Origin of the sequence: Pseudomonas sp. QC2 (assembly GCF_002859085.1) — a bacterium.
In the GTDB taxonomy this organism is placed as follows: domain Bacteria; phylum Pseudomonadota; class Gammaproteobacteria; order Pseudomonadales; family Pseudomonadaceae; genus Aquipseudomonas; species Aquipseudomonas petroselini.
Genome location: NZ_PKKS01000019.1, coordinates 200,715 through 222,530, shown reverse-complemented (window position 1 = coordinate 222,530; position 21,816 = coordinate 200,715). Strand labels below are relative to the sequence as shown.

General features: G+C 59.9%; 20 protein-coding genes. 14 read left to right on the top strand and 6 right to left on the bottom strand.

Annotated elements, in window-relative coordinates; genetic code table 11:
• Window positions 1-78: 78 nt before the first annotated feature.
• Window positions 79-1,557 (top strand): helicase HerA-like domain-containing protein, encoded by a 1,479-nt coding sequence (locus tag QCBJ_RS19000; protein ID WP_015885629.1) that lies wholly within the window; start codon window positions 79-81, stop codon window positions 1,555-1,557.
• 4 nt (window positions 1,558-1,561) lie between these two features.
• Here the strand turns inward: QCBJ_RS19000 and QCBJ_RS18995 are convergent, their stop codons facing one another.
• Window positions 1,562-2,017, bottom strand: a complete 456-nt coding sequence (locus tag QCBJ_RS18995; protein WP_015885628.1) for a DUF721 domain-containing protein — start codon at window positions 2,015-2,017, stop codon at window positions 1,562-1,564.
• A gap of 304 nt (window positions 2,018-2,321) precedes the next feature.
• On the opposite strand from QCBJ_RS18995, the gene secA reads away from it, so the two are divergent.
• From secA to QCBJ_RS18980, 3 genes are all read left to right on the top strand, one after another.
• On the top strand, window positions 2,322-5,057 hold the full coding sequence (secA, locus tag QCBJ_RS18990; RefSeq protein WP_043205822.1) for a preprotein translocase subunit SecA: 2,736 nt from the start codon (window positions 2,322-2,324) through the stop codon (window positions 5,055-5,057).
• A gap of 123 nt (window positions 5,058-5,180) precedes the next feature.
• The gene (gene argJ, locus QCBJ_RS18985) at window positions 5,181-6,398 is read left to right on the top strand and encodes a bifunctional glutamate N-acetyltransferase/amino-acid acetyltransferase ArgJ (RefSeq protein WP_015885626.1); all 1,218 of its coding nucleotides are present in this window, start codon (window positions 5,181-5,183) and stop codon (window positions 6,396-6,398) included.
• 20 nt (window positions 6,399-6,418) lie between these two features.
• Window positions 6,419-7,363 carry a Nudix family hydrolase gene (locus tag QCBJ_RS18980; RefSeq protein WP_102061325.1) on the top strand — a complete coding sequence of 315 codons (945 nt, stop codon included), beginning with the start codon at window positions 6,419-6,421 and terminating at the stop codon, window positions 7,361-7,363.
• 162 nt (window positions 7,364-7,525) lie between these two features.
• Here the strand turns inward: QCBJ_RS18980 and QCBJ_RS18975 are convergent, their stop codons facing one another.
• The 3 genes from QCBJ_RS18975 to QCBJ_RS18965 are packed head-to-tail and all read right to left on the bottom strand — an operon-like array spanning window position 7,526 to window position 11,107.
• Window positions 7,526-8,104, bottom strand: coding sequence for a cob(I)yrinic acid a,c-diamide adenosyltransferase (locus tag QCBJ_RS18975; RefSeq protein ID WP_015885624.1), 579 nt, complete (start codon window positions 8,102-8,104; stop codon window positions 7,526-7,528).
• 2 nt (window positions 8,105-8,106) lie between these two features.
• Window positions 8,107-10,143 (bottom strand): ATP-binding protein, encoded by a 2,037-nt coding sequence (locus QCBJ_RS18970; protein ID WP_015885623.1) that lies wholly within the window; start codon window positions 10,141-10,143, stop codon window positions 8,107-8,109.
• Window positions 10,144-10,189: 46 nt separating this feature from the next.
• Window positions 10,190-11,107, bottom strand: coding sequence for a putative 2-dehydropantoate 2-reductase (locus QCBJ_RS18965; RefSeq protein WP_102061324.1), 918 nt, complete (start codon window positions 11,105-11,107; stop codon window positions 10,190-10,192).
• 123 nt (window positions 11,108-11,230) lie between these two features.
• Here QCBJ_RS18965 and QCBJ_RS18960 point away from each other — a divergent pair, with 123 nt between their 5' ends.
• Entirely contained in the window at window positions 11,231-11,716 is a 486-nt protein-coding gene (locus tag QCBJ_RS18960) for a YajQ family cyclic di-GMP-binding protein (protein WP_003209785.1), read from the top strand.
• Between the two features lie 135 nt (window positions 11,717-11,851).
• A complete protein-coding gene (locus QCBJ_RS18955; RefSeq protein ID WP_015885621.1) occupies window positions 11,852-12,694 on the top strand; it encodes a mechanosensitive ion channel family protein in 843 nt (280 codons plus the stop codon).
• A 192-nt stretch (window positions 12,695-12,886) separates the two neighbouring features.
• Here QCBJ_RS18955 and QCBJ_RS18950 read toward each other — a convergent pair whose 3' ends face one another.
• The gene (locus QCBJ_RS18950) at window positions 12,887-14,179 is read right to left on the bottom strand and encodes an OprD family porin (protein WP_015885620.1); all 1,293 of its coding nucleotides are present in this window, start codon (window positions 14,177-14,179) and stop codon (window positions 12,887-12,889) included.
• 872 nt (window positions 14,180-15,051) lie between these two features.
• Here QCBJ_RS18950 and QCBJ_RS18945 point away from each other — a divergent pair.
• Together QCBJ_RS18945 and QCBJ_RS18940 are read left to right on the top strand one after the other, a co-directional pair.
• On the top strand, window positions 15,052-15,477 hold the full coding sequence (locus tag QCBJ_RS18945) for an HIT domain-containing protein (protein WP_093543426.1): 426 nt from the start codon (window positions 15,052-15,054) through the stop codon (window positions 15,475-15,477).
• 3 nt (window positions 15,478-15,480) lie between these two features.
• A complete protein-coding gene (locus QCBJ_RS18940) occupies window positions 15,481-15,687 on the top strand; it encodes a SlyX family protein (protein ID WP_015885618.1) in 207 nt (68 codons plus the stop codon).
• A gap of 70 nt (window positions 15,688-15,757) precedes the next feature.
• Here QCBJ_RS18940 and QCBJ_RS30560 read toward each other — a convergent pair whose 3' ends face one another.
• Complete coding sequence (locus QCBJ_RS30560) at window positions 15,758-16,360, bottom strand: cold-shock protein (protein ID WP_025854767.1); 603 nt, start codon at window positions 16,358-16,360, stop codon at window positions 15,758-15,760.
• 413 nt (window positions 16,361-16,773) lie between these two features.
• Here QCBJ_RS30560 and QCBJ_RS18930 point away from each other — a divergent pair, with 413 nt between their 5' ends.
• From QCBJ_RS18930 to ruvC, 6 genes are all read left to right on the top strand, one after another.
• Entirely contained in the window at window positions 16,774-17,247 is a 474-nt protein-coding gene (locus tag QCBJ_RS18930) for a Dps family protein (RefSeq protein ID WP_003193874.1), read from the top strand.
• A gap of 180 nt (window positions 17,248-17,427) precedes the next feature.
• Complete coding sequence (locus QCBJ_RS18925) at window positions 17,428-17,772, top strand: ribbon-helix-helix domain-containing protein (RefSeq protein ID WP_015885615.1); 345 nt, start codon at window positions 17,428-17,430, stop codon at window positions 17,770-17,772.
• Between the two features lie 321 nt (window positions 17,773-18,093).
• Window positions 18,094-18,315, top strand: coding sequence for an FmdB family zinc ribbon protein (locus tag QCBJ_RS18920; RefSeq protein WP_003193872.1), 222 nt, complete (start codon window positions 18,094-18,096; stop codon window positions 18,313-18,315).
• A 107-nt stretch (window positions 18,316-18,422) separates the two neighbouring features.
• Window positions 18,423-20,198: an aspartate--tRNA ligase gene (gene aspS / locus QCBJ_RS18915; protein WP_015885614.1), complete on the top strand. Its 1,776-nt coding sequence runs from the start codon at window positions 18,423-18,425 to the stop codon at window positions 20,196-20,198.
• Window positions 20,199-20,348: 150 nt separating this feature from the next.
• Window positions 20,349-21,095: a YebC/PmpR family DNA-binding transcriptional regulator gene (locus QCBJ_RS18910; RefSeq protein ID WP_015885613.1), complete on the top strand. Its 747-nt coding sequence runs from the start codon at window positions 20,349-20,351 to the stop codon at window positions 21,093-21,095.
• Between the two features lie 176 nt (window positions 21,096-21,271).
• The gene (ruvC, locus tag QCBJ_RS18905; protein ID WP_016975450.1) at window positions 21,272-21,796 is read left to right on the top strand and encodes a crossover junction endodeoxyribonuclease RuvC; all 525 of its coding nucleotides are present in this window, start codon (window positions 21,272-21,274) and stop codon (window positions 21,794-21,796) included.
• The last annotated feature ends 20 nt before the right edge of the window (window positions 21,797-21,816 follow it).

Below are 21,816 nucleotides of genomic sequence, written 5' to 3'. Positions count from 1 at the left end.
ACCTTTTTTTGGACTTTGTGGGTCTCACATAAGCCTGTATCGACCTGGCGACACTAAAGATTAACCATGGGTGACGAAATGCCTGACTCCACGCAACTCCTTATCGGTGCAGACCTTTCCGGCCAGCCCATCGCCCAGGCCATGCGCCTGGCCAACCGTCACGGGTTGATCGCCGGCGCCACCGGCACGGGCAAGACCGTCACGTTGCAACGCCTGGCAGAGGCCTTCAGTGATGCGGGCGTGGCGGTGTTTGCCGCGGACATCAAGGGTGACCTGTGCGGCCTGGGTGCTGCGGCGAACCCTCAAGGCAAGGTTGCCGAACGTATCGCCGGCATGCCGTTCCTCAATTACACCGCCAAGGCTTATCCGGTCACGCTGTGGGATATTCACGGGCAATCCGGTCATCCACTGCGCACCACCATCAGCGAAATGGGCCCGTTGTTGCTCGGCAGCCTGCTGGAACTCACCGACAGCCAGCAGTCGGCCCTTTATGCTGCGTTCAAGGTGGCGGATCGCGAAGGCCTGTTGCTGCTGGACCTCAAGGACCTCAAGGCACTGCTCAACCACCTGCGCTATCACCCGGAGTTGTTGGGGGAAGACGCGGCACTGATGACCACCGGTTCCAGCCAGGCACTGTTGCGCCGCCTGGCGGTGCTGGAACAGCAGGGCGCCGAAGCGTTGTTCGGCGAACCGGCCTTGCAGTTGGAAGATATCTTGCAGCCCACCGGTGACGGGCGCGGGCGCATTCATCTGTTGGACGCCAGCCGCCTGGTGCACGAGGCACCCAAGGTGTACGCGACGTTCCTGCTGTGGTTGTTGGCGGAGTTGTTCGAGCAACTGCCCGAGCGCGGTGACGCCGACAAACCGCTGCTGGCGCTGTTTTTCGATGAGGCGCATTTGCTGTTCGCCGACACGCCCAAGGCGTTGCAGGATCGTCTCGAACAGGTAGTGCGGCTGATTCGTTCCAAAGGCGTGGGTGTGTATTTTGTCACCCAATCGCCCGGCGACCTGCCGGACAGCGTACTGGCCCAACTCGGCCTGCGTATCCAGCATGGCCTGCGGGCGTTCACCACCAAAGAGCAAAAATCCCTGCGCGCCGTGGCTGAGGGTTTTCGACCAAACCCGGCATTTGATGCGTTGTCGGTATTGACCGAATTGGGCACGGGTGAGGCCTTGGTGGGCACTTTGCAGGAAAAGGGCACGCCGGAAGTCGTGCAGCGGGTATTGGTCGCACCGCCGCAATCGCGGATCGGGCCGCTCAGCGACGCCGAACGCGCCGCGTTGGTGGCCCGTTCACCGTTGCAAGGGCGTTATGACAAGCCGATCGATCGTGAATCTGCCTATGAAGTGCTGATGTCACGCAAGGAACTGGGGCCGACCGAGGACGCCAAGTCGGCCAGCGACGAGCCGAGTTTCACCGACAAGGCGGGAGCGTTTCTGGGCACCACGGCCGGCAAGGCCCTGAAGTCAGCGATGCAACAAGCCGCCAACCAGATGGGGCGGCAACTGGTGCGGGGTTTGTTGGGGTCGCTGTTGGGCGGTAGCAAGCGCAAATAGCGCGTCAGGGCTTGGGTTTGGCGTGGGCGGCGAGCCTTTCAAGCGCCGCGCGCAAGCCTGGGTTGCTGATGCCCTCGGCCGTTGCCTGAATGGTTTCGGCCGCATTCGTCGATAGATCGTGAGTATGCTCGGCCACCGCCGGCAGCGTAGTGGGCGGTTGTACTTTGAACTGGACCCGGGTCAGGCCCGCAAATTCATCAAACGCCATCAATTGACGTTGCAGGCGTTTTTGCTGATAGCGCAAACGCGTTGCCCAGTGGCCATCTGTGACAATTAGCAGCAGGTTGCCTTCGCGCCAGGACGCTACGCGGCAATGTTCGCGCGCAGCCGGTTGCAGCTGGCTTTCGAGCAGGCGTTGCAGATGGCCCAAGCGTTGCGCATGGCCAAAGATGGCTTTCAACGGCTTGGCATCGCGAAGCAACACGGCAGGAGCGCGGGCTGTCAGGGGGCGAAATGCCATTATTGGACACCTAAAGTAACAGAGCGGCCATCTTAGCAGAAAGCACCTCTACGCCCCCAGGCCATGCCTTTCTGGGTTTTGTTCGTGAAATCAATTGGTAACTTCTGCCCTCCATGGGTTGAAGTTCCAGCAAAAGCCCTTATTTTAAACAAGCCCTCTCACCGCCTCATGCCAGCATCAGGGAATAACGCCACTTTCCTCACCCACGATTCCGGGTAGAATGCGCGTTCGCATGCGGCCGTGAGGGCTGCTCGGGCCACTGACGGTGCGCCCTCCATCCCTATGTGTGGAAGAACCTGCCGATATGTTTGCGCCTTTGTTAAAGAAACTTTTTGGAAGCAAGAATGAGCGCGAAGTCAAACGCATGCTCAAGACGGTGCAGCTGGTCAATGCCTTCGAAGAGCAGATGGTTGCCCTTTCGGACGAGCAATTGCGCGCCAAGACCGAAGAGTTCAAGGCCCGCATAGCTAAAGGTGAGACCCTCGACAAGCTGCTTCCCGAAGCCTTTGCGGTCGCCCGTGAAGCCGGTAAGCGTGTCATGGGCATGCGCCACTTCGACGTCCAGTTGATCGGCGGCATGACCTTGCATGAAGGCATGATTGCCGAAATGCGTACCGGTGAAGGCAAGACCCTGGTAGCAACCTTGGGTGTTTACCTCAACGCACTGTCCGGCAAGGGCGTGCACGTTGTGACGGTGAACGACTACCTGGCTCGCCGGGATGCCAACTGGATGCGCCCGCTGTATGAATTCCTCGGCCTGACCGTCGGCGTGGTAACGCCGTTCCAGCCGCCGGAAGAGAAGCGCGCGGCCTACGCTGCCGACATCACCTACGGTACCAACAACGAATTCGGTTTCGACTACCTGCGCGACAACATGGCGTTCAGCATGGAAGAAAAATTCCAGCGCGAACTCAACTTTGCCGTGATCGACGAAGTCGACTCCATCCTCATCGACGAAGCCCGTACCCCGCTGATCATCTCCGGCCAGGCCGAAGACAGTTCGCGCCTGTACACCGAGATCAACAAGTTGATCCCGCGTCTTGAGCAGCACATCGAGGAAGTGGAAGGCGTGGTGACCAAAGAAGGTCACTTCACCATCGACGAGAAGACCCGCCAGGTCGAACTCAACGAAGCCGGTCACCAGTTCGTCGAAGACATGCTGACCCAGATCGGCCTGCTGGCTGAAGGCGAAAGCCTGTACTCGGCCCACAACCTGGGCCTGCTGACCCACGTGTATGCCGGCCTGCGTGCGCACAAGCTGTTCCATCGCAACGTCGAGTACATCGTGCAGGACGGGCAGGTGGTGCTGGTTGACGAACACACCGGCCGTACCATGCCGGGTCGTCGCTTGTCCGAAGGCCTGCACCAGGCCATCGAAGCCAAGGAAGTGCTCAACATCCAGGCTGAAAGCCAGACGTTGGCCTCCACCACCTTCCAGAACTACTTCCGTCTGTACAACAAACTGTCCGGCATGACCGGTACGGCCGACACCGAAGCGTTCGAATTCCACCAGATCTACGGTCTGTCGGTCGTGGTTATCCCACCGAACAAACCGCTGGCGCGTAAAGACTTCAACGACCTGGTGTTCCTGACCGCCGAAGAGAAATACGCGGCGATCATCAACGACATCAAGGACGGCATGGCCCAGGGGCGTCCGATCCTGGTAGGTACCGCCACTATCGAAACGTCCGAGCACGTGTCCAACCTGCTCAATAAGGAAGGCATCGAGCACAAGGTCCTCAACGCCAAGTTCCACGAAAAAGAAGCCGAAATCATCGCCCAGGCCGGTCGCCCAGGCGCACTGACCATCGCGACCAACATGGCCGGTCGTGGTACCGACATCCTGCTGGGCGGCAACTGGGAAGTGGAAGTGGCCTCCCTGGACAACCCGACGCCTGAGCAGATCGCCCAGATCAAGGCTGATTGGCAGAAACGCCACCAGGCCGTGCTGGAATCCGGTGGCCTGCAGGTGATCGCTTCCGAGCGTCACGAATCGCGCCGTATCGACAACCAGCTGCGGGGTCGTGCCGGTCGTCAGGGTGACGCCGGTTCCAGCCGCTTCTACCTGTCGCTGGAAGACAGCCTGATGCGCATTTTCGCCTCGGACCGCGTGAAGAACTTCATGAAGGCCCTGGGGATGCAGTCCGGTGAAGCGATCGAGCACCGCATGGTGACCAACGCCATCGAGAAGGCGCAGCGCAAGGTTGAAGGCCGCAACTTCGACATCCGTAAGCAACTGCTCGAGTTCGATGACGTCAACAACGAACAGCGTAAAGTGATCTATCACATGCGTAACACGTTGCTGGCCGCCGACAACATTGGCGAAACCATCGCCGATTTCCGCCAGGACGTGCTCAACGCCACCGTCAGCGCACACATTCCGCCACAGTCCCTGCCTGAGCAGTGGGATGTTGCCGGCCTGGAAGCCGCGCTGAAGAACGACTTCGGTGTCGAGTTGCCGGTTCAGCAGTGGCTGGACGAGGACGATCACCTCTACGAAGAGACCCTGCGCGAGAAGCTCATGACCGAGCTGCTGGCGGCGTACAACGAGAAAGAAGAGCAGGCGAGTGCCGAAGCACTGCGCACCTTCGAGAAGCAAATCGTACTGCGCGTGCTGGACGACCTGTGGAAAGACCACCTGTCGACCATGGATCACCTGCGTCACGGCATCCACCTGCGTGGCTACGCCCAGAAGAACCCGAAGCAGGAGTACAAGCGCGAGTCGTTCACGCTGTTCTCCGAACTGCTGGATTCGATCAAGCGCGATTCGATTCGCGTGCTGTCCCACGTTCAGGTGCGTCGCGAAGACCCGATCGAGGAAGAAGCCCGCCTGCGCCAGGAAGCCGAGGCACTGGCTGCGCGCATGCAGTTCCAGCACGATGAAGCCCCGGGTCTGGACGCCCCTGAAGTATTGGGCGAAGAGATCGATGTGGCCCTGGCTCAAACCCCGGTTCGCAACGATCAGAAGCTGGGCCGTAACGAGCTGTGCTATTGCGGTTCGGGCAAGAAGTTCAAGCACTGCCACGGCCAGATCGAATAAGATTTCCGCCTGACGCTGTAACACCCCGCGCCGCGACCGGCCTCTGCCGTCGCGGCGTTTTGCCATTAATTTCACCGTCGTTCATGACGGCACAGACATCACCTATTTTTAAGGAGCGCATTCATGGCTGTTGGTCTTGGTCCTTTGCCCACGTTGCACCCGGTTGCCGGTTTTGAACTCGGTATCGCTTCGGCCGGCATCAAACGCCCGGGGCGCAAGGATGTGGTGGTGATGCGCTGTGCCGAAGGCTCGACCGTCGCCGGTGTGTTCACCCTCAACGCGTTCTGCGCCGCGCCGGTGATCCTGGCCAAGCAACGCGTGGCCGGCACGATCCGTTACCTGCTGACCAACACCGGCAATGCCAACGCCGGCACCGGCGAGCCGGGCCTGGTGGCCGCGGCGCGCACCTGCGCCAAGCTGGCCCAGTTGACCGGCGTCGACGCTAGCCAAGTGCTGCCGTACTCCACCGGTGTGATCGGTGAGCCGCTGCCGGTGGAAAAAATCGAAGGCGCACTGCAAGCCGCGCTGGACGACCTGTCTGTGGATAACTGGGCCGCCGCCGCCACCGGCATCATGACGACCGACACCCTGCCAAAAGGCGCGAGCCGCCAGTTCGTGCACGATGGCGTGACCGTCACGGTCACCGGCATCAGCAAGGGCGCGGGCATGATCCGCCCGAACATGGCCACCATGCTCGGTTACATCGCCACCGACGCCAAAGTCTCCCGCGATGTGCTGCACAGCCTGATCCTGGACGGCGCCAACAAGTCGTTCAACCGCATCACCATCGATGGCGACACCTCGACCAACGACTGCTGCATGCTGATCGCCACCGGCCAGGCCAACCTGCCGGAAATTACCTCCTCCAGCGGCCCGCTGTTCGCGGCGTTGAAGCAGGCCGTGTTCGAAGTGTGCATGGACGTGGCCCAGGCCATCGTGCGTGACGGCGAGGGCGCGACCAAATTTGTGACGGTTGAAGTGAACGGTGGCGGCAACCATCAGGAATGCCTGGACGTGGGTTACACCGTGGCTCACTCGCCGCTGATCAAGACTGCGCTGTTCGCCTCTGACCCGAACTGGGGCCGTATCCTGGCAGCCGTCGGCCGTGCCGGCGTGCCGGACTTGGACGTGAGCAAGATCGATGTGTTCCTCGGTGACGTGTGTATCGCCAGCCGTGGCGCCCGTGCTGAGACCTACACCGAAGCTCAGGGCTCGGCGGTGATGCAGCAGGAAGAAATCACCATCCGCATCGAGCTGGGTCGCGGCGAGTGCAGCGAAACCATCTGGACCACCGACCTGTCCCACGAGTACGTGAAGATCAACGCGGAATACCGTACCTGACAGACAAGAGGAAAATCGCGGTGAAACGAGTGCATGTAGCAGCAGCGGTGATCCGCGGTGTTGACGGCAGGATTCTGCTGGCGCGCCGCGCCGATACCCAGCACCAGGGCGGTCTCTGGGAGTTTCCCGGTGGCAAGGTGGAGGCCGATGAATCGGTCGCCAGCGCACTGTCCCGCGAACTGCAGGAAGAGCTGGGTATCCAGGTCACCACCGCGCGGCCGCTGATCAAGGTGCAGCATGACTACCCGGACAAGCAGGTGTTGCTGGATGTCTGGGAGGTTTCGGCGTTTACCGGCGAACCGCAGGGTGTCGAAGGACAACCGCTGGAGTGGGTCGCCCCTCGGGACCTGATCAACTATGAGTTTCCGGCGGCCAATGCACCGATCGTTGCGGCGGCGCGCTTGCCTGCCGAGTACCTGATCACGCCAGGCGAGCTGGAAACCCCGGCGTTGTTGCGTGGCATCCAGAAAGCCATCGCGGGTGGCATCAAGCTGGTGCAGCTGCGCGCGCCCAACGGCTACGACCCCAAATACCGCGACCTCGCGGTCGACGCGGTGGGCCTGTGCGCGGGCAAGGCCCAACTCATGCTCAAGGGGCCGTTTGAATGGTTGGGGGACTTTCCTGCAGCCGGCTGGCACATGACGGCGGCGCAACTGCGTAAATACGCGAGTAAGGGCCGCCCACTGCCGAAGGATCGCTGGCTGGCGGCTTCGTGCCACAACGCTGAAGAGCTGGCGTTGGCGCAAATGATGGACGTGGATTTTGTCACGCTGTCGCCGGTGCAGCCGACTCAGACCCATCCTGACGCGCAGCTGTTGGGGTGGGCGCAGGCGGCGGAGTTGATCCGTGGGTTCAGCAAGCCGGTGTTTCTGTTGGGCGGGGTAGGACCTGCCGAGCGGGAACAGGCTTGGGAAGCTGGCGCTCAAGGTGTGGCGGGCATTCGCGCGTTCTGGCCGCAAACTTAACGCGGACATGTAGTGAGCGGGCTTGCCCCGCGCTGGGCTGCGAAGCAGCCCCAAAACCAGACGGCGTGTTGTGTCTGAGCCTACGCGGCGGCCTTGTTGGGGCTGCTTTGCAGCCCAGCGCGGGGCAAGCCCGCTCACTACAGGTTTGGCGTTTTTATTGGGTTAGTGGGGCTTCGCTGCTGCCTGCCACAACACTTCGGCTACACCCTGGCGCTTGGCGATAACCCTGGCGGCCACAAAGAGTAAATCCGACAACCGATTGATATACGCCAACCCCACGCCTTCCAGCGGCTCCAGCGCATTCAACTGCTGACACCGACGCTCCGCACTGCGCGCCAGGCTACGGCACACATGGGCCTGGGCGATCAGCGCCGAGCCACCCGGCAGGATGAAGTTCTCCAGCGGCCCCACTTCTTCATTCCAGCGGTCAATCGCCGCTTCCAGCCGATCCACTTCCGCCGCATTCAAGGCTTTGTACTCTGGCATCGCCAGCTCGCCGCCCAGATCGAACAATCGATGCTGGCAAGGAGTGAGTACCTCGATCACGTCCTGCAAACCCGGATGCTGTCCGCCGAGTGCTTCGAGATAGGCCAGCAGCAGGCCGAGCTGACTGTTCAGCGTATCCACTTCGCCAATGGCTTCCACACGTGGGTGGTCCTTGGGCACGCGGCGGCCGTCGCCCAGGCCGGTTTCGCCCTTGTCGCCGGTGCGCGTGTAGATTTTCGACAGGCGAAAGCCCATGGTCATTGCTCCAGTTGGGTAAGTTCGTAAGGCGGCAGTTGGCTGCCGGCCAGAGGCAAGCGCAAGGTAAAGCAAGTGCCTTGGCCTAGGGTGGAGTGCACTTCCATCTGGCCCTTGTGGTTATTGGTGATGATGAAATACGACACCGAGAGCCCAAGCCCGGTGCCCTGGCCGATTTCCTTGGTGGTGAAGAAGGGCTCGAATGTACGTTTGCGCACGTTCTCGCTCATGCCGATGCCATTGTCTTCCACCTGGATCTCCGCCCACGGTGGGTTGAGGCGGGTGCGCAGGATAATGCGCCCCGGCTCGCTGTCGTCTTCGCGCAGGTGGATGGCCTGGGCGGCGTTTTTAAGCAGGTTGAGCAGCACCTGTTCCAGTTCGTTGGCGGTGCCGGGTACCGGGCCCAGCTGCGGGTCGAATTGACGGATGATCGCCTGGCCCTTGAAGTCAAAGCCGATGGCCAGGTCGAAGTCGTTGCCGGCGATTTCCACCGCCTGGTCGATCAGCGCCGGTAAGTCGCACGGTGCCATCTGCCGGTTGCTGCGGCGGCTGAAGCTGAGCATATGGGTGACGATCTTCGCCGCCCGTGCCCCGGCCTGCTGGATACCATCGAGCAGTTGCGGCACTTCACGACTTTGCAGGTAGCGGTTGACGGTTTCCAGCTCGATGCCCGCCTGTTCGGCGTGTTCCAGGTTCTTGGGCAGGTCGGGAGACAACCGGCGGCGGATGTTCTGCACGTTATGCAGGATTGCCCCCAGCGGGTTGTTGATCTCATGGGCCATGCCGGCGGCCAAGCCACCCACGGAGAGCATCTTCTCCGACTGCACCATCATTTCTTCCAGGGACAGCCGTTGAGTGATGTCATCGATACGGATCACCACGCCCCGCCCGGCACCGCCCATCAGTGGGTAGAACGTCAGGGCGTAATGCTTGGGTTCATCGTCCTTGAACCACGTGACACGTTCGATGCGCTCCACGGTGTGTTGCTCGACCGCCGCCCTGATCTGCGGCAGATACGGCTTGAGTGGCAGGAAGGCGAGGTAGATCGGCTGGTTCAGGGCTTCATCCAGTCGCGTGCCGGAAAGCGCGCTGGCCTCTTGGTTCCACTGTGTGACGTAGAGCTGTTCATCCAGGGCGATCAGTGCCGAGGGCATCGAGTCGATGATGCTGTTCAGGTAATTCTGGAAGCCGGTGAGTTTTTTCTCGATCTTGCTGCGGACTTGGACTTCCAGTTCCAGCTTGCGGTTGGTGTGGCGTGTCTCTTCGGCCAAGCCTTGGGCCTGATCGTAGGCGGCCTGGGAGTCGTCACGTGCACGCTTGAGCTGCTGCTCGCGGGCTTCGATGCGCGACAGCATGGTGTTGAAGGCTTCTGCCAGGCTGCCGATTTCATCGTGGTTGCCACGACCGGCGCGCAGGGCGTAGTTCTCTTCACGGGTGACTTGGCGCGACAGCTCTTCCAGTTCATGGATCGGCCGGGTGATCAGGCGTTTGATCTGGCGGGCGATGATCAGCCACAGCAACACGCTGAAAATCAGGATGCCCAGGCTGGCGGTCAGCGTGCCGGTGTAGAACGCCACCGGCAGCTCGCTGCTGGCCACCAGCAGCAGATGACCGGACGGCTGGCCCGCACGGGGCAGGGTGATGACCTGGTTGCTGCGAAACTCGGTCACGCGCCACGCTTCGATATGCCGGTAGTTGTCGGGCAGGTGCAGGCGGTCACCGTGTTGCATCTGCGCCAGGCGGTTGCCTTCGCCGTCGTAAAGGGCGGCAGCGCGCAAGGGTGAATAGCTGGTCAGCTCATTGAGCAGGGCGTCAGCCTTGGCGGGTGATTCGAGGGCCTCGGCGGCGAGCGCGGGGTTGGACACCAGGCGACCAATGGCCTGCAAGGCCTGGGGGGCCATGCTTTCCTGGGAGATCCAGTAGGCGGCGCTGATAAAGGTCAGGTTGGCCACTAGCAATACAGTGGTCAACAGCACCAGCAGGGCGGCCAGCAATTTCTGCCCGACGGGTAGGTTTTCAAGACGCTGGCGCAGCGGCATCAGGGTTTTCCCAGGTGATAGACAGGCGGGCAGGGTAGCGCGTGGCTCAGTCGCGGGGCAATCCGCGTGCGAGCAGCTGCTCGACCAAGCGTACTTGCAGCTGGTTTAAATGCGGCAGGTTCAGCTGATGACGGGCGGCCGCCTGGCAAGCATAGCCCAATAGGTAGCTGATTTCGGTGCGGCGGCCGGCGGCCACGTCCTGGTACATGGAAGAGTAATTGGCCGCCGTGGCCAGGATCACCCGTTCCACTTCGCGCTGCAGATCCAGCGCGGCGGCGGGCTGGCCGCAGCATTCCAGCAGTTCACCGAGTTCAGCGCACAGGGTGGCGACTTCGCAGTGATGGGCTTGCAGCTCGCCATTACGGCACTGATACAGCACGGTCAGTGGGTTGATGGCGCAGTTGAGCGCCAGCTTGCGCCACAACCGCGTGAGGATATCGGCGCTCCAATCGTGGGGAATGCCAGCCGCCTGCAAGTCATCCAGCCAGAGTGGCGGGGTAGGGTGGCTCGCGTCCCCCAGCCAGGTGTAGCCATGGCCGGCAAACACCACGCGCCAGTCGCCGTCGCGAAACGCGCCCTCGGTGCTGGAGGCAAAGATGCAACGGGCCTGGGGCATTTGTGCAGCGACCGCATCCTGGCTGCCGAGGCCGTTCTGCAGCAGGATCAGTTCCGCGTCGGGCGCCAGTCGTCGTTGCAACTGTGCGACGGCGCTTTGGGCGTCGTAGGCCTTGCACGCCACCAGCAGGCGATGAATCGGCTCCGGGCTGTCAGGCGTTTCTGCGATCACCGGGTAGGTCTGTGCTACACCGTGCTCTACCAAGGTCAGACCCTGGGTAGTCTGGTAGTTGGCCAGACGCGCCTCATCACGCAGGATCAACCTGACAGGGACGCCCGCGCGCGCCAGGCGCGTGGCCCAGAGTGTGCCCAGGCTGCCGGCGCCGAGAATATGCCAGGTGGTCGACATCAGTTTGTGCTCCGTGGGGTCGCTCACAGTGAATGGGGCGAAAGAACCGCTATAATGCCCCGGCATTTTAGCTCGGGCGCGCTCCATCTCTACTGAGCCCGCCCCTTATATTGGAGAAATGACATGCCTTCGTTCGACGTGGTATCCGAACTGGACAAACACGAAGTCACCAACGCCGTCGAGAACGCCGTCAAGGAACTGGACCGTCGCTATGACTTGAAAGGCAAGGGCAGCTTCGAATTCAAGGAAAAGGAACTGACCGTCAACCTGACCGCTGAAGCCGATTTCCAGCTGGAAGCGATGATCGAGATCCTCAAGCTGTCGCTGGTCAAGCGCAAGATCGACGCGCAGTGCCTTGAAATCAAGGACGCCTACGCCTCCGGCAAGCTGATGAAGCAGGAAGCCGTGCTCAAGGAAGGTATCGACAAGGAGCTGGCGAAGAAGATCGTTGCCCACGTCAAGGATGCCAAGCTCAAAGTCCAGGCTGCCATCCAGGGTGAGCAGGTGCGTATCACGGGCAAGAAACGTGACGACCTGCAAGAGGCCATTGCGGCATTGCGCGCCAAGACGTTCGACATGCCGCTGCAGTTCAATAACTTCCGCGACTGATGGCACTTTGGGGAACCTGGGGTCGTTTTCGACGTCCCACGCCCCAGCACCTGCTCCCACGATTGAGCCCTACGGGGCTCAATTGCATTTATGGCCACTCAATACACCGAACATCCGGTAAACAGGAGAATGTAGATGGATTTGAACGCTGAAATGGATCACCTGATCAAGACCTCAGAATCGTGGCTCCCGATGATCATGGAATACGGCAGCCGGTTTTTGCTGGCCATGGTCACCCTGGTCATCGGTTGGTGGCTGATCAACGTGTTGACCCACCGGGTAGGGCGCTTGCTTGCACTGCGTAATGCCGACATGGCGCTGCAACATTTCATTACCAGGCTTGCGAACATTGCGCTCAAGATCATGCTGGTGGTCAACGTGGCTTCGATGATCGGTGTGGCAACCACCTCTTTCATTGCGGCGATCGGTGCCGCCACCCTCGCCATCGGCATGGCATTGCAAGGCAGCCTGGCGAACTTCGCCGGTGGCGTGCTGATTCTGTTGTTCCGCCCGTTCCGCCTTGGTGACTGGATCGAAGCCCAGGGCACTTCGGGTACCGTCGATAGCATCCAGATCTTCCACACCGTGCTGCGTACCGGCGACAACAAGACCGTGATCGTACCGAACGGCATCCTGTCCAACGGCATCATCACCAACACCAACCGCCAGCCGACTCGCAAGGTGGTGTTCGACGTGGGTGTGGACTACGAGGCCGACCTGCAGAAAGCCCGTGAGGTGTTGCTGGAACTGTCGAAAGACCCGCGTGTGTTGGCAGACCCGGCCGCTGTGGCGGTGGTGTCGACCTTGGGCGACAGTTCGATCACCGTATCCCTGCGTTGCTGGACCAAGACGTCGGATTATTGGGACGTGGTGTTTATGCTGAACGAACTTGCACGTGATCGTTTAAAAGAGGCGGGGATTGATATTCCATTTCCGCAGCGGGTTATTCGTGTGATGCAGGAAACAGTCGCCAAGTAATGGGAAGTCATAGTCTTGAACTTGGCCGTTAGGTCAGGTTCAAGGTGCACAGGTTAATCTCGTTAGTTAGCTTGCTAGTTATTTTTCCGCTGAAACAATACAGCCATAAAAAAGCCGCTCCCTTGTTAAACAAAGGAGCGGCTTTTTATTTAAGGCCGAGGCCTCAAGTCATCGTTGTAATCAAACCGTCAATTACAAGATGTTCAGCGGGTATTGCGCGATCAGACGCAGTTCGTCGAGAGAACCCGAGTAAACCTGATCAGACGAGCGATAGGTCGCTTGACGTACGCGCAAGCTCAGGTCTTTGGCTGGGCCGCTCTGGATCACGTATTTGGCTTCGATATCGCGTTCCCACTCTTTACCGTTGTTAGTGGTAGAGGTGTTGGCGCCGGTACCTTTCACATAACGAGTCATGAAGCTCAGGCCCGGAATGCCAAAGGTTGCCATGTTCAGGTCATAGCGAGCCTGGTAGGACTTCTCGTCTTCAGCGTTGAAGTCGGAACGAGCGATGGAGTTGGCCAGGAAAATCGTGCCGCCGCCGTCTACGCCATAACCGTATTGGCCGTCGCCGCTGACTTTCTGCGCCGCCAGGGTGAAGGTGTGAGCGCCAATGGTGTACGCACCTTGCAAGCTGAACGCACGGTTGTCGAGTTTGGTCGTGCTGTCTTTGTCAGCACGTACCAGGCCGGCGCCGTCGCTCTTGGTGTCGTAGATGTTGAAGTCGACAGCCACGGATTGGTCATCGCTAAGTGCGTGGGTCCAGTTCACGTTGGCGTAGAGCTTCTTCCAGTAGTCTTCCACTTTGGAGTAGTAGAGGCTGGTGGTGATCTCTGGCGTCCAGCTGTAAACGCCGCCCACGAAGTTGGCGTCACGCAGGCCACGTTTCGAGCCTGGTTCGGAGCTGCCGATACTGTCGCGGTAGGTTTGATCCTGGGCAACGATCGAGGTGAAGTGACCGGCTTCCAGTTTCAGGTCTTTGATTTCGTTGCTGGTGATGGAAACGCCTTGCGGCAGTTCCGGCAGCAAGCGGCTGTCATCGGAGGCGAACACTGGAGCGGTAGTGTATTGATCACCGACCTTGAGGACCGTATTGGAAATACGGAACTTCACGGCAGCGCCTGCTTTGGAATAGTCGTCCTGCGAACGGCCGTCGGAACCCTCTGGGAACAGACCGGTACCGGCGCGGCCCTTGCCGCTGTCGAGTTTAACGCCCAGCAGGCCGATGACATCGACACCGACACCGATGGTGCCTTGGGTGTAGCCCGAGCTGAAGAGACCGTGGAAGCCCAGACCGGTTTCTTCGATACGGCTTTGCTCCGCACCTTGGTTACGGCGGTCACGGCTGAAGTACAAGGCACGCGTCAGAATGCTGGCGGTACTGTCTTCGATAAAGCCCTTGGAATCGTCCTGGGCGGACGCCATTGCGAACTGCGAGGTGCCTGCTGAAACAGCCAGGGCGATCATGCTCCACTTCATCACGCGCATCGTGATTTGCTCCTTTGGTTTTAGGAAGAGTACTGCCGTCCCACCTGTATTTTTGTCTGGGCGGCTCTTTCTTTTTGTGTCGGCGCAAAGTTATATCACGCTGACAATATTGGCGATACTTGCCCAACTTTCCTTTCAGCTTCTTTACGAGCTTGTCGTAGATTGCTATATCCATGTCGCAAATTCACAGCCTCACTGTAACGAGACTGACAACTTCAATACTGTTTCTAAACCGTTAAAAGAGCGTAAAAAACGTGACTTTAAAAGTTTGAAATCGTCCTTGGCGCGCATTGAACCGCTGTTGTTTTCATCGCGAAACACCTGATTCCCTTCTGGTGCCGTTGCCGACGATAAGAGGATGAATGCAGCAAGCGTGCCCAAACCGCAAACCGAATGTCATTTTTTCGTGAAAAACGTCGTCGCTCCGTGAAAACCGCATAAGCACGGGGTTTTTACGCCGATTGGTTTGGCCCGGACGCCCATGCTCCGCATCGGTGTAGAGGTGCGCACATCCTGAATCTGGAGAAAACGTTACCCATTCACCCCAGTCGGTGGGTAGACGGCGGATCTCTTTGAGGCATAAATGGGTCATTTTGGTGCAGGCCCCCAGATATCGCTTGATTGCGGTGATGGCTCAATGCCTTGTTTCTTGAGGCCTCTGTGTCGCGGGTCTCGCCATAATCTTTTGATCAGTGTTTGGCCAATCGCAGCAGGATTGGTCATTGAGCGTAGTCGAAATATTCGCCTGTCTCTAAATGGTGCACTTTTTTTCATTGCGCCATGTTCATGCGCGCAGGCGCTGGCGTGAAGCGTGGGCGATTCGCAGGTATGCTGGGGGCCTTGAACCTGACCTGCCGAACGGAGTGCCTGCGGTGTTCGCTTTAGATCAACGCCTTCAACAAGACACGCTGGTCATGGGGGATTTCCCCCTGTGCCGCCTGCTGCTGTCCAATGACTCGAACTACCCTTGGTTCATTCTGGTGCCGCGTATCAACGCTATCAGCGAAGTGTTTCAGCTGGATGTCGCCGATCAGCAGCGGTTGTGGCAAGAGACGACGGCCCTGGCCCAGTCGCTGAATGACGGTTTCTGCGCCGACAAAATGAACATCGGCGCCCTGGGCAATGTGGTCAGCCAGCTGCACGTGCATGTGATCGTGCGCAAGCGTGACGATGCCGCCTGGCCGGCGCCGGTATGGGGCAAACATCCGGCGCAGCCTTACACCGATGCGCAAGTGGCAGCCATCCGCGGCCGTCTGCGCGAGTTGTTGCCCGCCGACTTCATCTTTACCCAGGGTTGAATCATGGATCTGCAAGACCGCGTCACCGACCTGGAAAGCCGCCTGGCCTTCCAGGACGACACCATCGAGACCCTCAATGACATCCTCGTCACCCAGCAGCGTGCTGTCGAGCGCCTGCAATTGCAGATGACCGCGCTACTTAAACGCCAGGAAGAAATGGGCGGCCAATTCGAAACCTCCGAAGAAGAAGCGCCGCCGCCTCATTATTAACAGGCGCGCATAAAAAAACCGCGACCCAGCCAAGCTGGATCGCGGTTTTTTTATGCTGCGAACGCGGGTATCAGCGACGCGGCAGTGCAGCGATCACGTCTTCGGCCTGCAGGCCTTTGTCGCGATTCATGACGGAGAATTCCACGCGCTGGCCTTCCACCAGGACGCGATGACCTTCGCCGCGAATGGCCCGGAAGTGGACGAAAATGTCGTCGCCCGAATCACGGGAAATAAAGCCGAAGCCTTTGGAGGTGTTGAACCACTTGACGGTACCGGTATCCCGATTGGTCATGTCGTAGGTTTGCGACGAGGCCGCAGGGGAGGAACGGTAGAAGCTGATGGCCAGGTGAAGAACGATGGCGACCACAGCAATCACCAGGCTGAGCAGGATGGCCGGGTGGCCGCCGACTTCAGGCATAGGTGCCAGGAGGGTGAGGGTTTGTACGACCACGGTCAGTACCAGCAGCGCGCTGACCAGGTTTTGCAGTTGATGACGTGTGCCTTTGTTCCAGTAAGGGATCACCGGTGCCAGCGTCAGGTTAAGAAGGCCGAACAAGGCCAGGTACAGAGCGTCGTGTTGTTCCAGGTAGGGAGGGCTTCCCTGTTGCAAGCTCGGTATAAAGGACAGCAGCAACGCTGCAACGCCCGTTAGCAGGTGGACGATTTTCAACATTTTGATTAACTCACTTTAAGACGGATCACGAGGAAGAGCTGACTGGCACGGTTCGCTTCTGAACAATGGGAGGCGTTGGGCACGTGCGCGGGGTATCAGCCTATGCCGCTGCCGCAGAAAGTAACGGCGACGACACGCCGCCTATTTAACAGCAAAGGCTGTGCCTACTCAAATCAAGCATTTCGGGGTGTTGCAAGGATGACGGCATTTCTGTGTCAAACGCTTGTCCTAGACACGTGCAGGCTTTTCAAACGGGTTGCAGGGATATTTCCTACTTGGGCCAGAGGCCCGGCCGCACCGTTTGAACGGCCACGCCGGGGCGAATTGCCGCGCCGGGCTGCGCATCACCGGCACTCTTGCTAGAGTGGTCCTGCACCTGATCAATGAATGCTTGTCAATTGAAGGGGATAAACATGGCAATCGATATCGGTATCAGTGAAGAAGATCGTAAATCCATCGTCGACGGGCTTTCACGGCTGCTTTCCGATACCTATGTACTGTATCTGAAGACCCACAACTTCCATTGGAACGTCACGGGCCCCATGTTCCGTACGCTGCACTTGATGTTCGAGGAGCAGTACAACGAGCTGGCGCTGGCAGTGGACTCCATTGCCGAGCGTATCCGTGCCCTGGGTTTCCCGGCACCGGGTGCCTATTCCATCTATGCCCGCCTGTCTTCCATCAAGGAAGAAGAAGGCGTGCCCAGCGCAGAAGAGATGATCAAGCAGTTGGTGGCAGGCCAGGAAGCGGTCACTCGCACCGCACGTGGCATCTTCCCGCTGCTCGACAAGGTCAGCGATGAACCGACGGCCGACCTGCTGACCCAGCGTATGCAGGTTCACGAGAAAACCGCGTGGATGCTGCGCTCCCTGCTCGAAAATCAGTAAACACCTGCCCTGAGTGGCGCCTTCCTGGCGCCGCTCGCTTGTTTCCGCGCGTTTCCTGGCGTTGTCCTACGTCTATCAACTCCCCGTCTTCTGGCTGCCTGCCTCTGCCTGCGGTTTTATAAGGCCATCGCCCAATGGGACAACCCATGGGCTGCTGTTTGGCAATGGAGTGTCAGGTGTATGTCACGCGGAGTGGGTAATGGAGTGATGGAAACCGGTGGTTTTCATAGGATAAAGATCGACCCTTTTGCGAAAGGGTTCGATATGGGTCTGGCCAAGCCATTGTCCCGGTCGGTAAGGCTCAACGGGTTTTCCACGTGCCTGCGATTGGAGCAGATCTACTGGAATATCCTCACGGAGATAGCCAGGATCAACGCCTGTTCAGTCAGTGCGTTGCTGTCCTATGTCGACCGGGAAGTGCACTTGCGTTATGGCGGTGTGAAAAACTTCAGTGGGTTGGTCAGGGTGGTCTGTGTGGTTCACGCCTTGAAAGGGGGTGTTGAACCGTCCTGTTCACCGGAATAGTGCATTGAGCACCGGCACCTGCCCTTGTAGTGAGCGGGCTTGCCCCGCGCTGGGCTGCGTAGCGGCCCCAAACCAGGCGACCCAGGCCTATCCTGGACCTCGGGTGTCCTTATTGGGGTGGCTTCATTGGCGCGGCTTCGCCACCCAGCGCGGGGCAAGCCCGCTCACCACAAGGTCGTACGCTGAGATGGGCAAGGCTCCGGCAGAAAGCCGGCTGCGCTGCCTCGATTTACCAGATATAATCCCGCGCTTTGCTACGCATGCTGCGGAACCCGTAGGGCAGGCGTGGCGCAGTAACGATCTGATCGCCGAGACATCTCCATGCCCATGTACGACTATCAATGTGCTTCCTGTGGTCATCAGTTGGAAGCCATTCAGAAGATCAGCGCCGCGCCGCTGGTCGATTGCCCTGCCTGCCAGGCACCGGAGCTCAAGAAGATGTTGTCCATGCCGGGCTTCCGCCTGAGCGGCAGCGGCTGGTATGAGACCGACTTCAAGACCGGCGCCAAGAAGAACCTCGCCGGCGGCGACAAAGCAGACTGAGTTGAACTCTACGCGCAGGCTCCTGCATTATCCGTCCCCTGCTTTAATGTACGGTGACGAGGCAGGCCTCCACCGAATTTCGAATTACGAGAAGTGAAACCACTACCATGATGCGCAGCCATTATTGCGGCCAACTGAACGAGACCCTGGAAGGTCAGGAAATCACCCTTTGCGGATGGGTTCACCGTCGCCGCGACCACGGCGGGGTGATCTTCCTCGATATCCGTGATCGTGATGGTCTGGCCCAAGTGGTGTTCGACCCTGACCGCGCCGAGAGCTTCGCCGCCGCTGACCGCGTGCGCAGCGAGTACGTCGTGAAGATCACCGGTAAGGTTCGCCTGCGTCCGGCGGGTGCCGTGAACAAGAACATGGCGTCCGGCGGCATCGAAGTGCTGGGTTACGAGTTGGAAGTGCTGAACGAATCGGAAACCCCGCCGTTCCCACTCAACGAATACTCCGACGTGGGCGAAGAAACCCGCCTGCGCTATCGCTTCCTGGACCTGCGTCGTCCGGAAATGGCCGAGAAGCTGCGCCTGCGTTCGCGCATGACCACCAGCATCCGTCGTTTCCTCGACGAGAACGGCTTCCTGGATGTCGAAACCCCGATCCTGACCCGGGCCACCCCGGAAGGCGCGCGTGACTACCTGGTGCCTAGCCGTACCCACGCCGGTTCTTTCTTTGCCCTGCCGCAATCGCCGCAACTGTTCAAGCAATTGCTGATGGTGGCCGGCTTCGACCGTTACTACCAGATCGCCAAGTGCTTCCGCGATGAAGACCTGCGCGCTGACCGCCAGCCGGAATTCACCCAGATCGACATCGAGACCAGTTTCCTCGATGAAAAAGAGATCATGGGCCTCACCGAACAAATGATCCGCAACCTGTTCAAGGAAGTGCTGGACCTGGAATTCGGCGACTTCCCGCACATGACCTTCGAAGAAGCCATGCGCCGCTACGGTTCCGATAAGCCAGACCTGCGTAACCCGCTGGAACTGGTGGACGTGGCCGACCAGCTCAAGGACGTCGACTTCAAGGTGTTCAGCGGCCCGGCCAACGACCCGAAATGCCGCATCGCCGCCCTGCGCGTGCCTGGCGGCGCGAGCATGCCGCGCAAGCAGATCGACGACTACACCAAGTTCGTCGGCATCTACGGTGCCAAGGGCCTGGCGTACATCAAGGTCAACGAGCGCGCCAACGGTGTTGACGGCCTGCAATCGCCGATCGTGAAAAACATTCCGCTGGACAACCTGAACGCGATCCTCGACCGCGTCGGTGCAGTCGACGGTGACATCGTGTTCTTCGGCGCCGACAAGGCCAAGATCGTCAGCGAAGCCTTGGGCGCGCTGCGGATCAAGCTGGGTCACGACCTGAACCTGCTGACCTGCGAATGGGCCCCGATGTGGGTCGTTGACTTCCCGATGTTCGAAGAGAACGACGACGGCAGCTTCAGCGCCTTGCACCACCCGTTCACCGCGCCGAAGTGCTCGCCGGCTGAGCTGGAAGCCAACCCGGCCGGCGCCCTGTCCCGCGCCTACGACATGGTGCTTAACGGCACCGAGCTGGGTGGCGGTTCGATCCGTATCCACCGCAAAGAGATGCAGCAAGCGGTCTTCCGCCTGTTGGGCATCAACGAAGCGGAGCAGGAAGAGAAGTTCGGCTTCCTGCTCGACGCCCTGAAGTACGGCGCGCCGCCGCACGGTGGCTTGGCGTTCGGCCTGGACCGCCTGGTGATGTTGATGACCGGCGCCCAGTCGATCCGTGAAGTGATTGCCTTCCCGAAAACCCAGAGCGCTGCGGACGTCATGACCCAGGCTCCGGGTGTGGTGGATGCCAAGGCGCTGCGCGAGCTGCACATCCGCCTGCGCGAGACGCCGAAGGCTGAGTAAGGCTGCTGCGTGAAAGCGCACTGAGGTTTACGCAGTCTAAAAAGGCGCATCTTCGGATGCGCCTTTGCGTTACAAGGGTTGTGTTTTAAAGAGAGAAGTCCTGCCTGGGGCGGGATTGATAAGGTTTCTACAGAATTTCGGAGTTGTGTTATGGCTGGCCATTCCAAGTGGGCGAACATCAAGCACCGCAAAGAGCGTCAGGATGCCAAGAAAGGCAAGATCTTCACCAAGTGGATCCGCGAACTGACCGTCGCCGCGCGCCAAGGTGGGGGTGACCCAGGCTCCAACCCGCGTCTGCGCCTGGCGCTGGACAAGGCCCTTGGCGCCAACATGAGCCGCGACATCATTGATCGCGCCGTGGCCCGTGGCGCCGGTGCCGCCGACACCGACGACATGGTCGAACTGACCTACGAAGGCTACGGCCCGGGTGGGGTAGCGGTGATGGTCGAGTGCATGACCGACAACCGTAACCGCACCGCGGCAGCCGTGCGCCATGCGTTCAGCAAGTGCGGCGGTAACCTCGGTACTGATGGCTCGGTGGCCTACTTGTTCGAGCGCAAGGGGCAGATCTCCTTCGCGCCGGGCACGGATGAGGATGCACTGATGGAAGCCGCAATGGAGGCCGATGCCGACGACGTGGTGACCAATGAAGACGGCTCCATTGATGTATTCACGTCGTTTGCCGGGTTCTATGCCGTGCGCAATGCGTTGGAAGCCGCCGGTTTCAAGGGCACCGATGCAGAAATCGTCATGCTGCCGACCACCAGTGCCGAACTGGACCTGGACGGCGCGCAGAAAGTGCTGAAGATGCTGGACATGCTTGAAGACCTGGATGATGTGCAGAACGTGTATTCCAACGCCGACATCCCAGAGTCAGTAGCCGAACAACTCGCTTAAGCATGATGAAATCCAGTGGGGAAGCGGGCTTTTGTGGCGAGGGAGCTTGCTCCCGCTGGGGTGCGACGCGCCCCCAAAAACCTGCGCCTGCTACGCAGTCGAGCGGGAGCAAGCTCCCTCGCCACAAAAGCAGCTTCCACATTGGATCTATGTGTTTCCACAAAACTGCAGGCGTTATGACTTTAATCCTAGGTATCGACCCCGGTTCGCGCATCACCGGTTTTGGCGTGGTGCAACAGACCCCGCGCGGCTGTGTCTACGTCGCCTCGGGCTGCATCCGCACGGGTGCGGGCGAGCTGGCCGAGCGCCTGCAGATCGTCTATCGCGGCGTGCGTGAAGTGATCCAGACGTACGGGCCGGTCACTATGGGCATCGAAAAGGTGTTTATGGCGAAGAACGCGGACTCCGCCCTGAAGCTGGGCCAGGCCCGTGGTGCCGCCATCGTTGCCGGCGCCGAAGAGGGCATGGAAATCGCCGAATACACTGCGACCCAGGTCAAGCAGGCCGTGGTTGGCACCGGTGCCGCCAACAAAGAGCAAGTGCAGATGATGGTCATGCACATGCTCAAGCTCACCTCAAAACCGCAGATCGATGCGTCCGACGCCCTGGCCATTGCCATTTGCCATGCGCACACACGCTCCAGCCTGCTGCCGCATGGCCTGGGGACGGCACGCAGTCGTGGCGGGCGCCTGCGTCTCTGATAGCATCAGCGCAATCGTTA

Excerpts from the sequence above, each read along its gene's own strand:
- QCBJ_RS19000 (WP_015885629.1), top strand. The coding sequence starts at position 79 with ATGCCTGACTCCACGCAACTCCTTATCGGTGCAGACCTTTCCGGCCAG.
- QCBJ_RS18995 (WP_015885628.1), bottom strand. The coding sequence starts at position 2,017 with ATGGCATTTCGCCCCCTGACAGCCCGCGCTCCTGCCGTGTTGCTTCGC.
- secA (WP_043205822.1), top strand. The coding sequence starts at position 2,322 with ATGTTTGCGCCTTTGTTAAAGAAACTTTTTGGAAGCAAGAATGAGCGC.
- argJ (WP_015885626.1), top strand. The coding sequence starts at position 5,181 with ATGGCTGTTGGTCTTGGTCCTTTGCCCACGTTGCACCCGGTTGCCGGT.
- QCBJ_RS18975 (WP_015885624.1), bottom strand. The coding sequence starts at position 8,104 with ATGGGCTTTCGCCTGTCGAAAATCTACACGCGCACCGGCGACAAGGGC.
- QCBJ_RS18970 (WP_015885623.1), bottom strand. The coding sequence starts at position 10,143 with ATGCCGCTGCGCCAGCGTCTTGAAAACCTACCCGTCGGGCAGAAATTG.
- QCBJ_RS18965 (WP_102061324.1), bottom strand. The coding sequence starts at position 11,107 with ATGTCGACCACCTGGCATATTCTCGGCGCCGGCAGCCTGGGCACACTC.
- QCBJ_RS18960 (WP_003209785.1), top strand. The coding sequence starts at position 11,231 with ATGCCTTCGTTCGACGTGGTATCCGAACTGGACAAACACGAAGTCACC.
- QCBJ_RS18955 (WP_015885621.1), top strand. The coding sequence starts at position 11,852 with ATGGATTTGAACGCTGAAATGGATCACCTGATCAAGACCTCAGAATCG.
- QCBJ_RS18950 (WP_015885620.1), bottom strand. The coding sequence starts at position 14,179 with ATGCGCGTGATGAAGTGGAGCATGATCGCCCTGGCTGTTTCAGCAGGC.
- QCBJ_RS18940 (WP_015885618.1), top strand. The coding sequence starts at position 15,481 with ATGGATCTGCAAGACCGCGTCACCGACCTGGAAAGCCGCCTGGCCTTC.
- QCBJ_RS30560 (WP_025854767.1), bottom strand. The coding sequence starts at position 16,360 with ATGTTGAAAATCGTCCACCTGCTAACGGGCGTTGCAGCGTTGCTGCTG.
- QCBJ_RS18930 (WP_003193874.1), top strand. The coding sequence starts at position 16,774 with ATGGCAATCGATATCGGTATCAGTGAAGAAGATCGTAAATCCATCGTC.
- QCBJ_RS18925 (WP_015885615.1), top strand. The coding sequence starts at position 17,428 with ATGTCACGCGGAGTGGGTAATGGAGTGATGGAAACCGGTGGTTTTCAT.
- QCBJ_RS18920 (WP_003193872.1), top strand. The coding sequence starts at position 18,094 with ATGCCCATGTACGACTATCAATGTGCTTCCTGTGGTCATCAGTTGGAA.
- aspS (WP_015885614.1), top strand. The coding sequence starts at position 18,423 with ATGATGCGCAGCCATTATTGCGGCCAACTGAACGAGACCCTGGAAGGT.
- QCBJ_RS18910 (WP_015885613.1), top strand. The coding sequence starts at position 20,349 with ATGGCTGGCCATTCCAAGTGGGCGAACATCAAGCACCGCAAAGAGCGT.
- ruvC (WP_016975450.1), top strand. The coding sequence starts at position 21,272 with ATGACTTTAATCCTAGGTATCGACCCCGGTTCGCGCATCACCGGTTTT.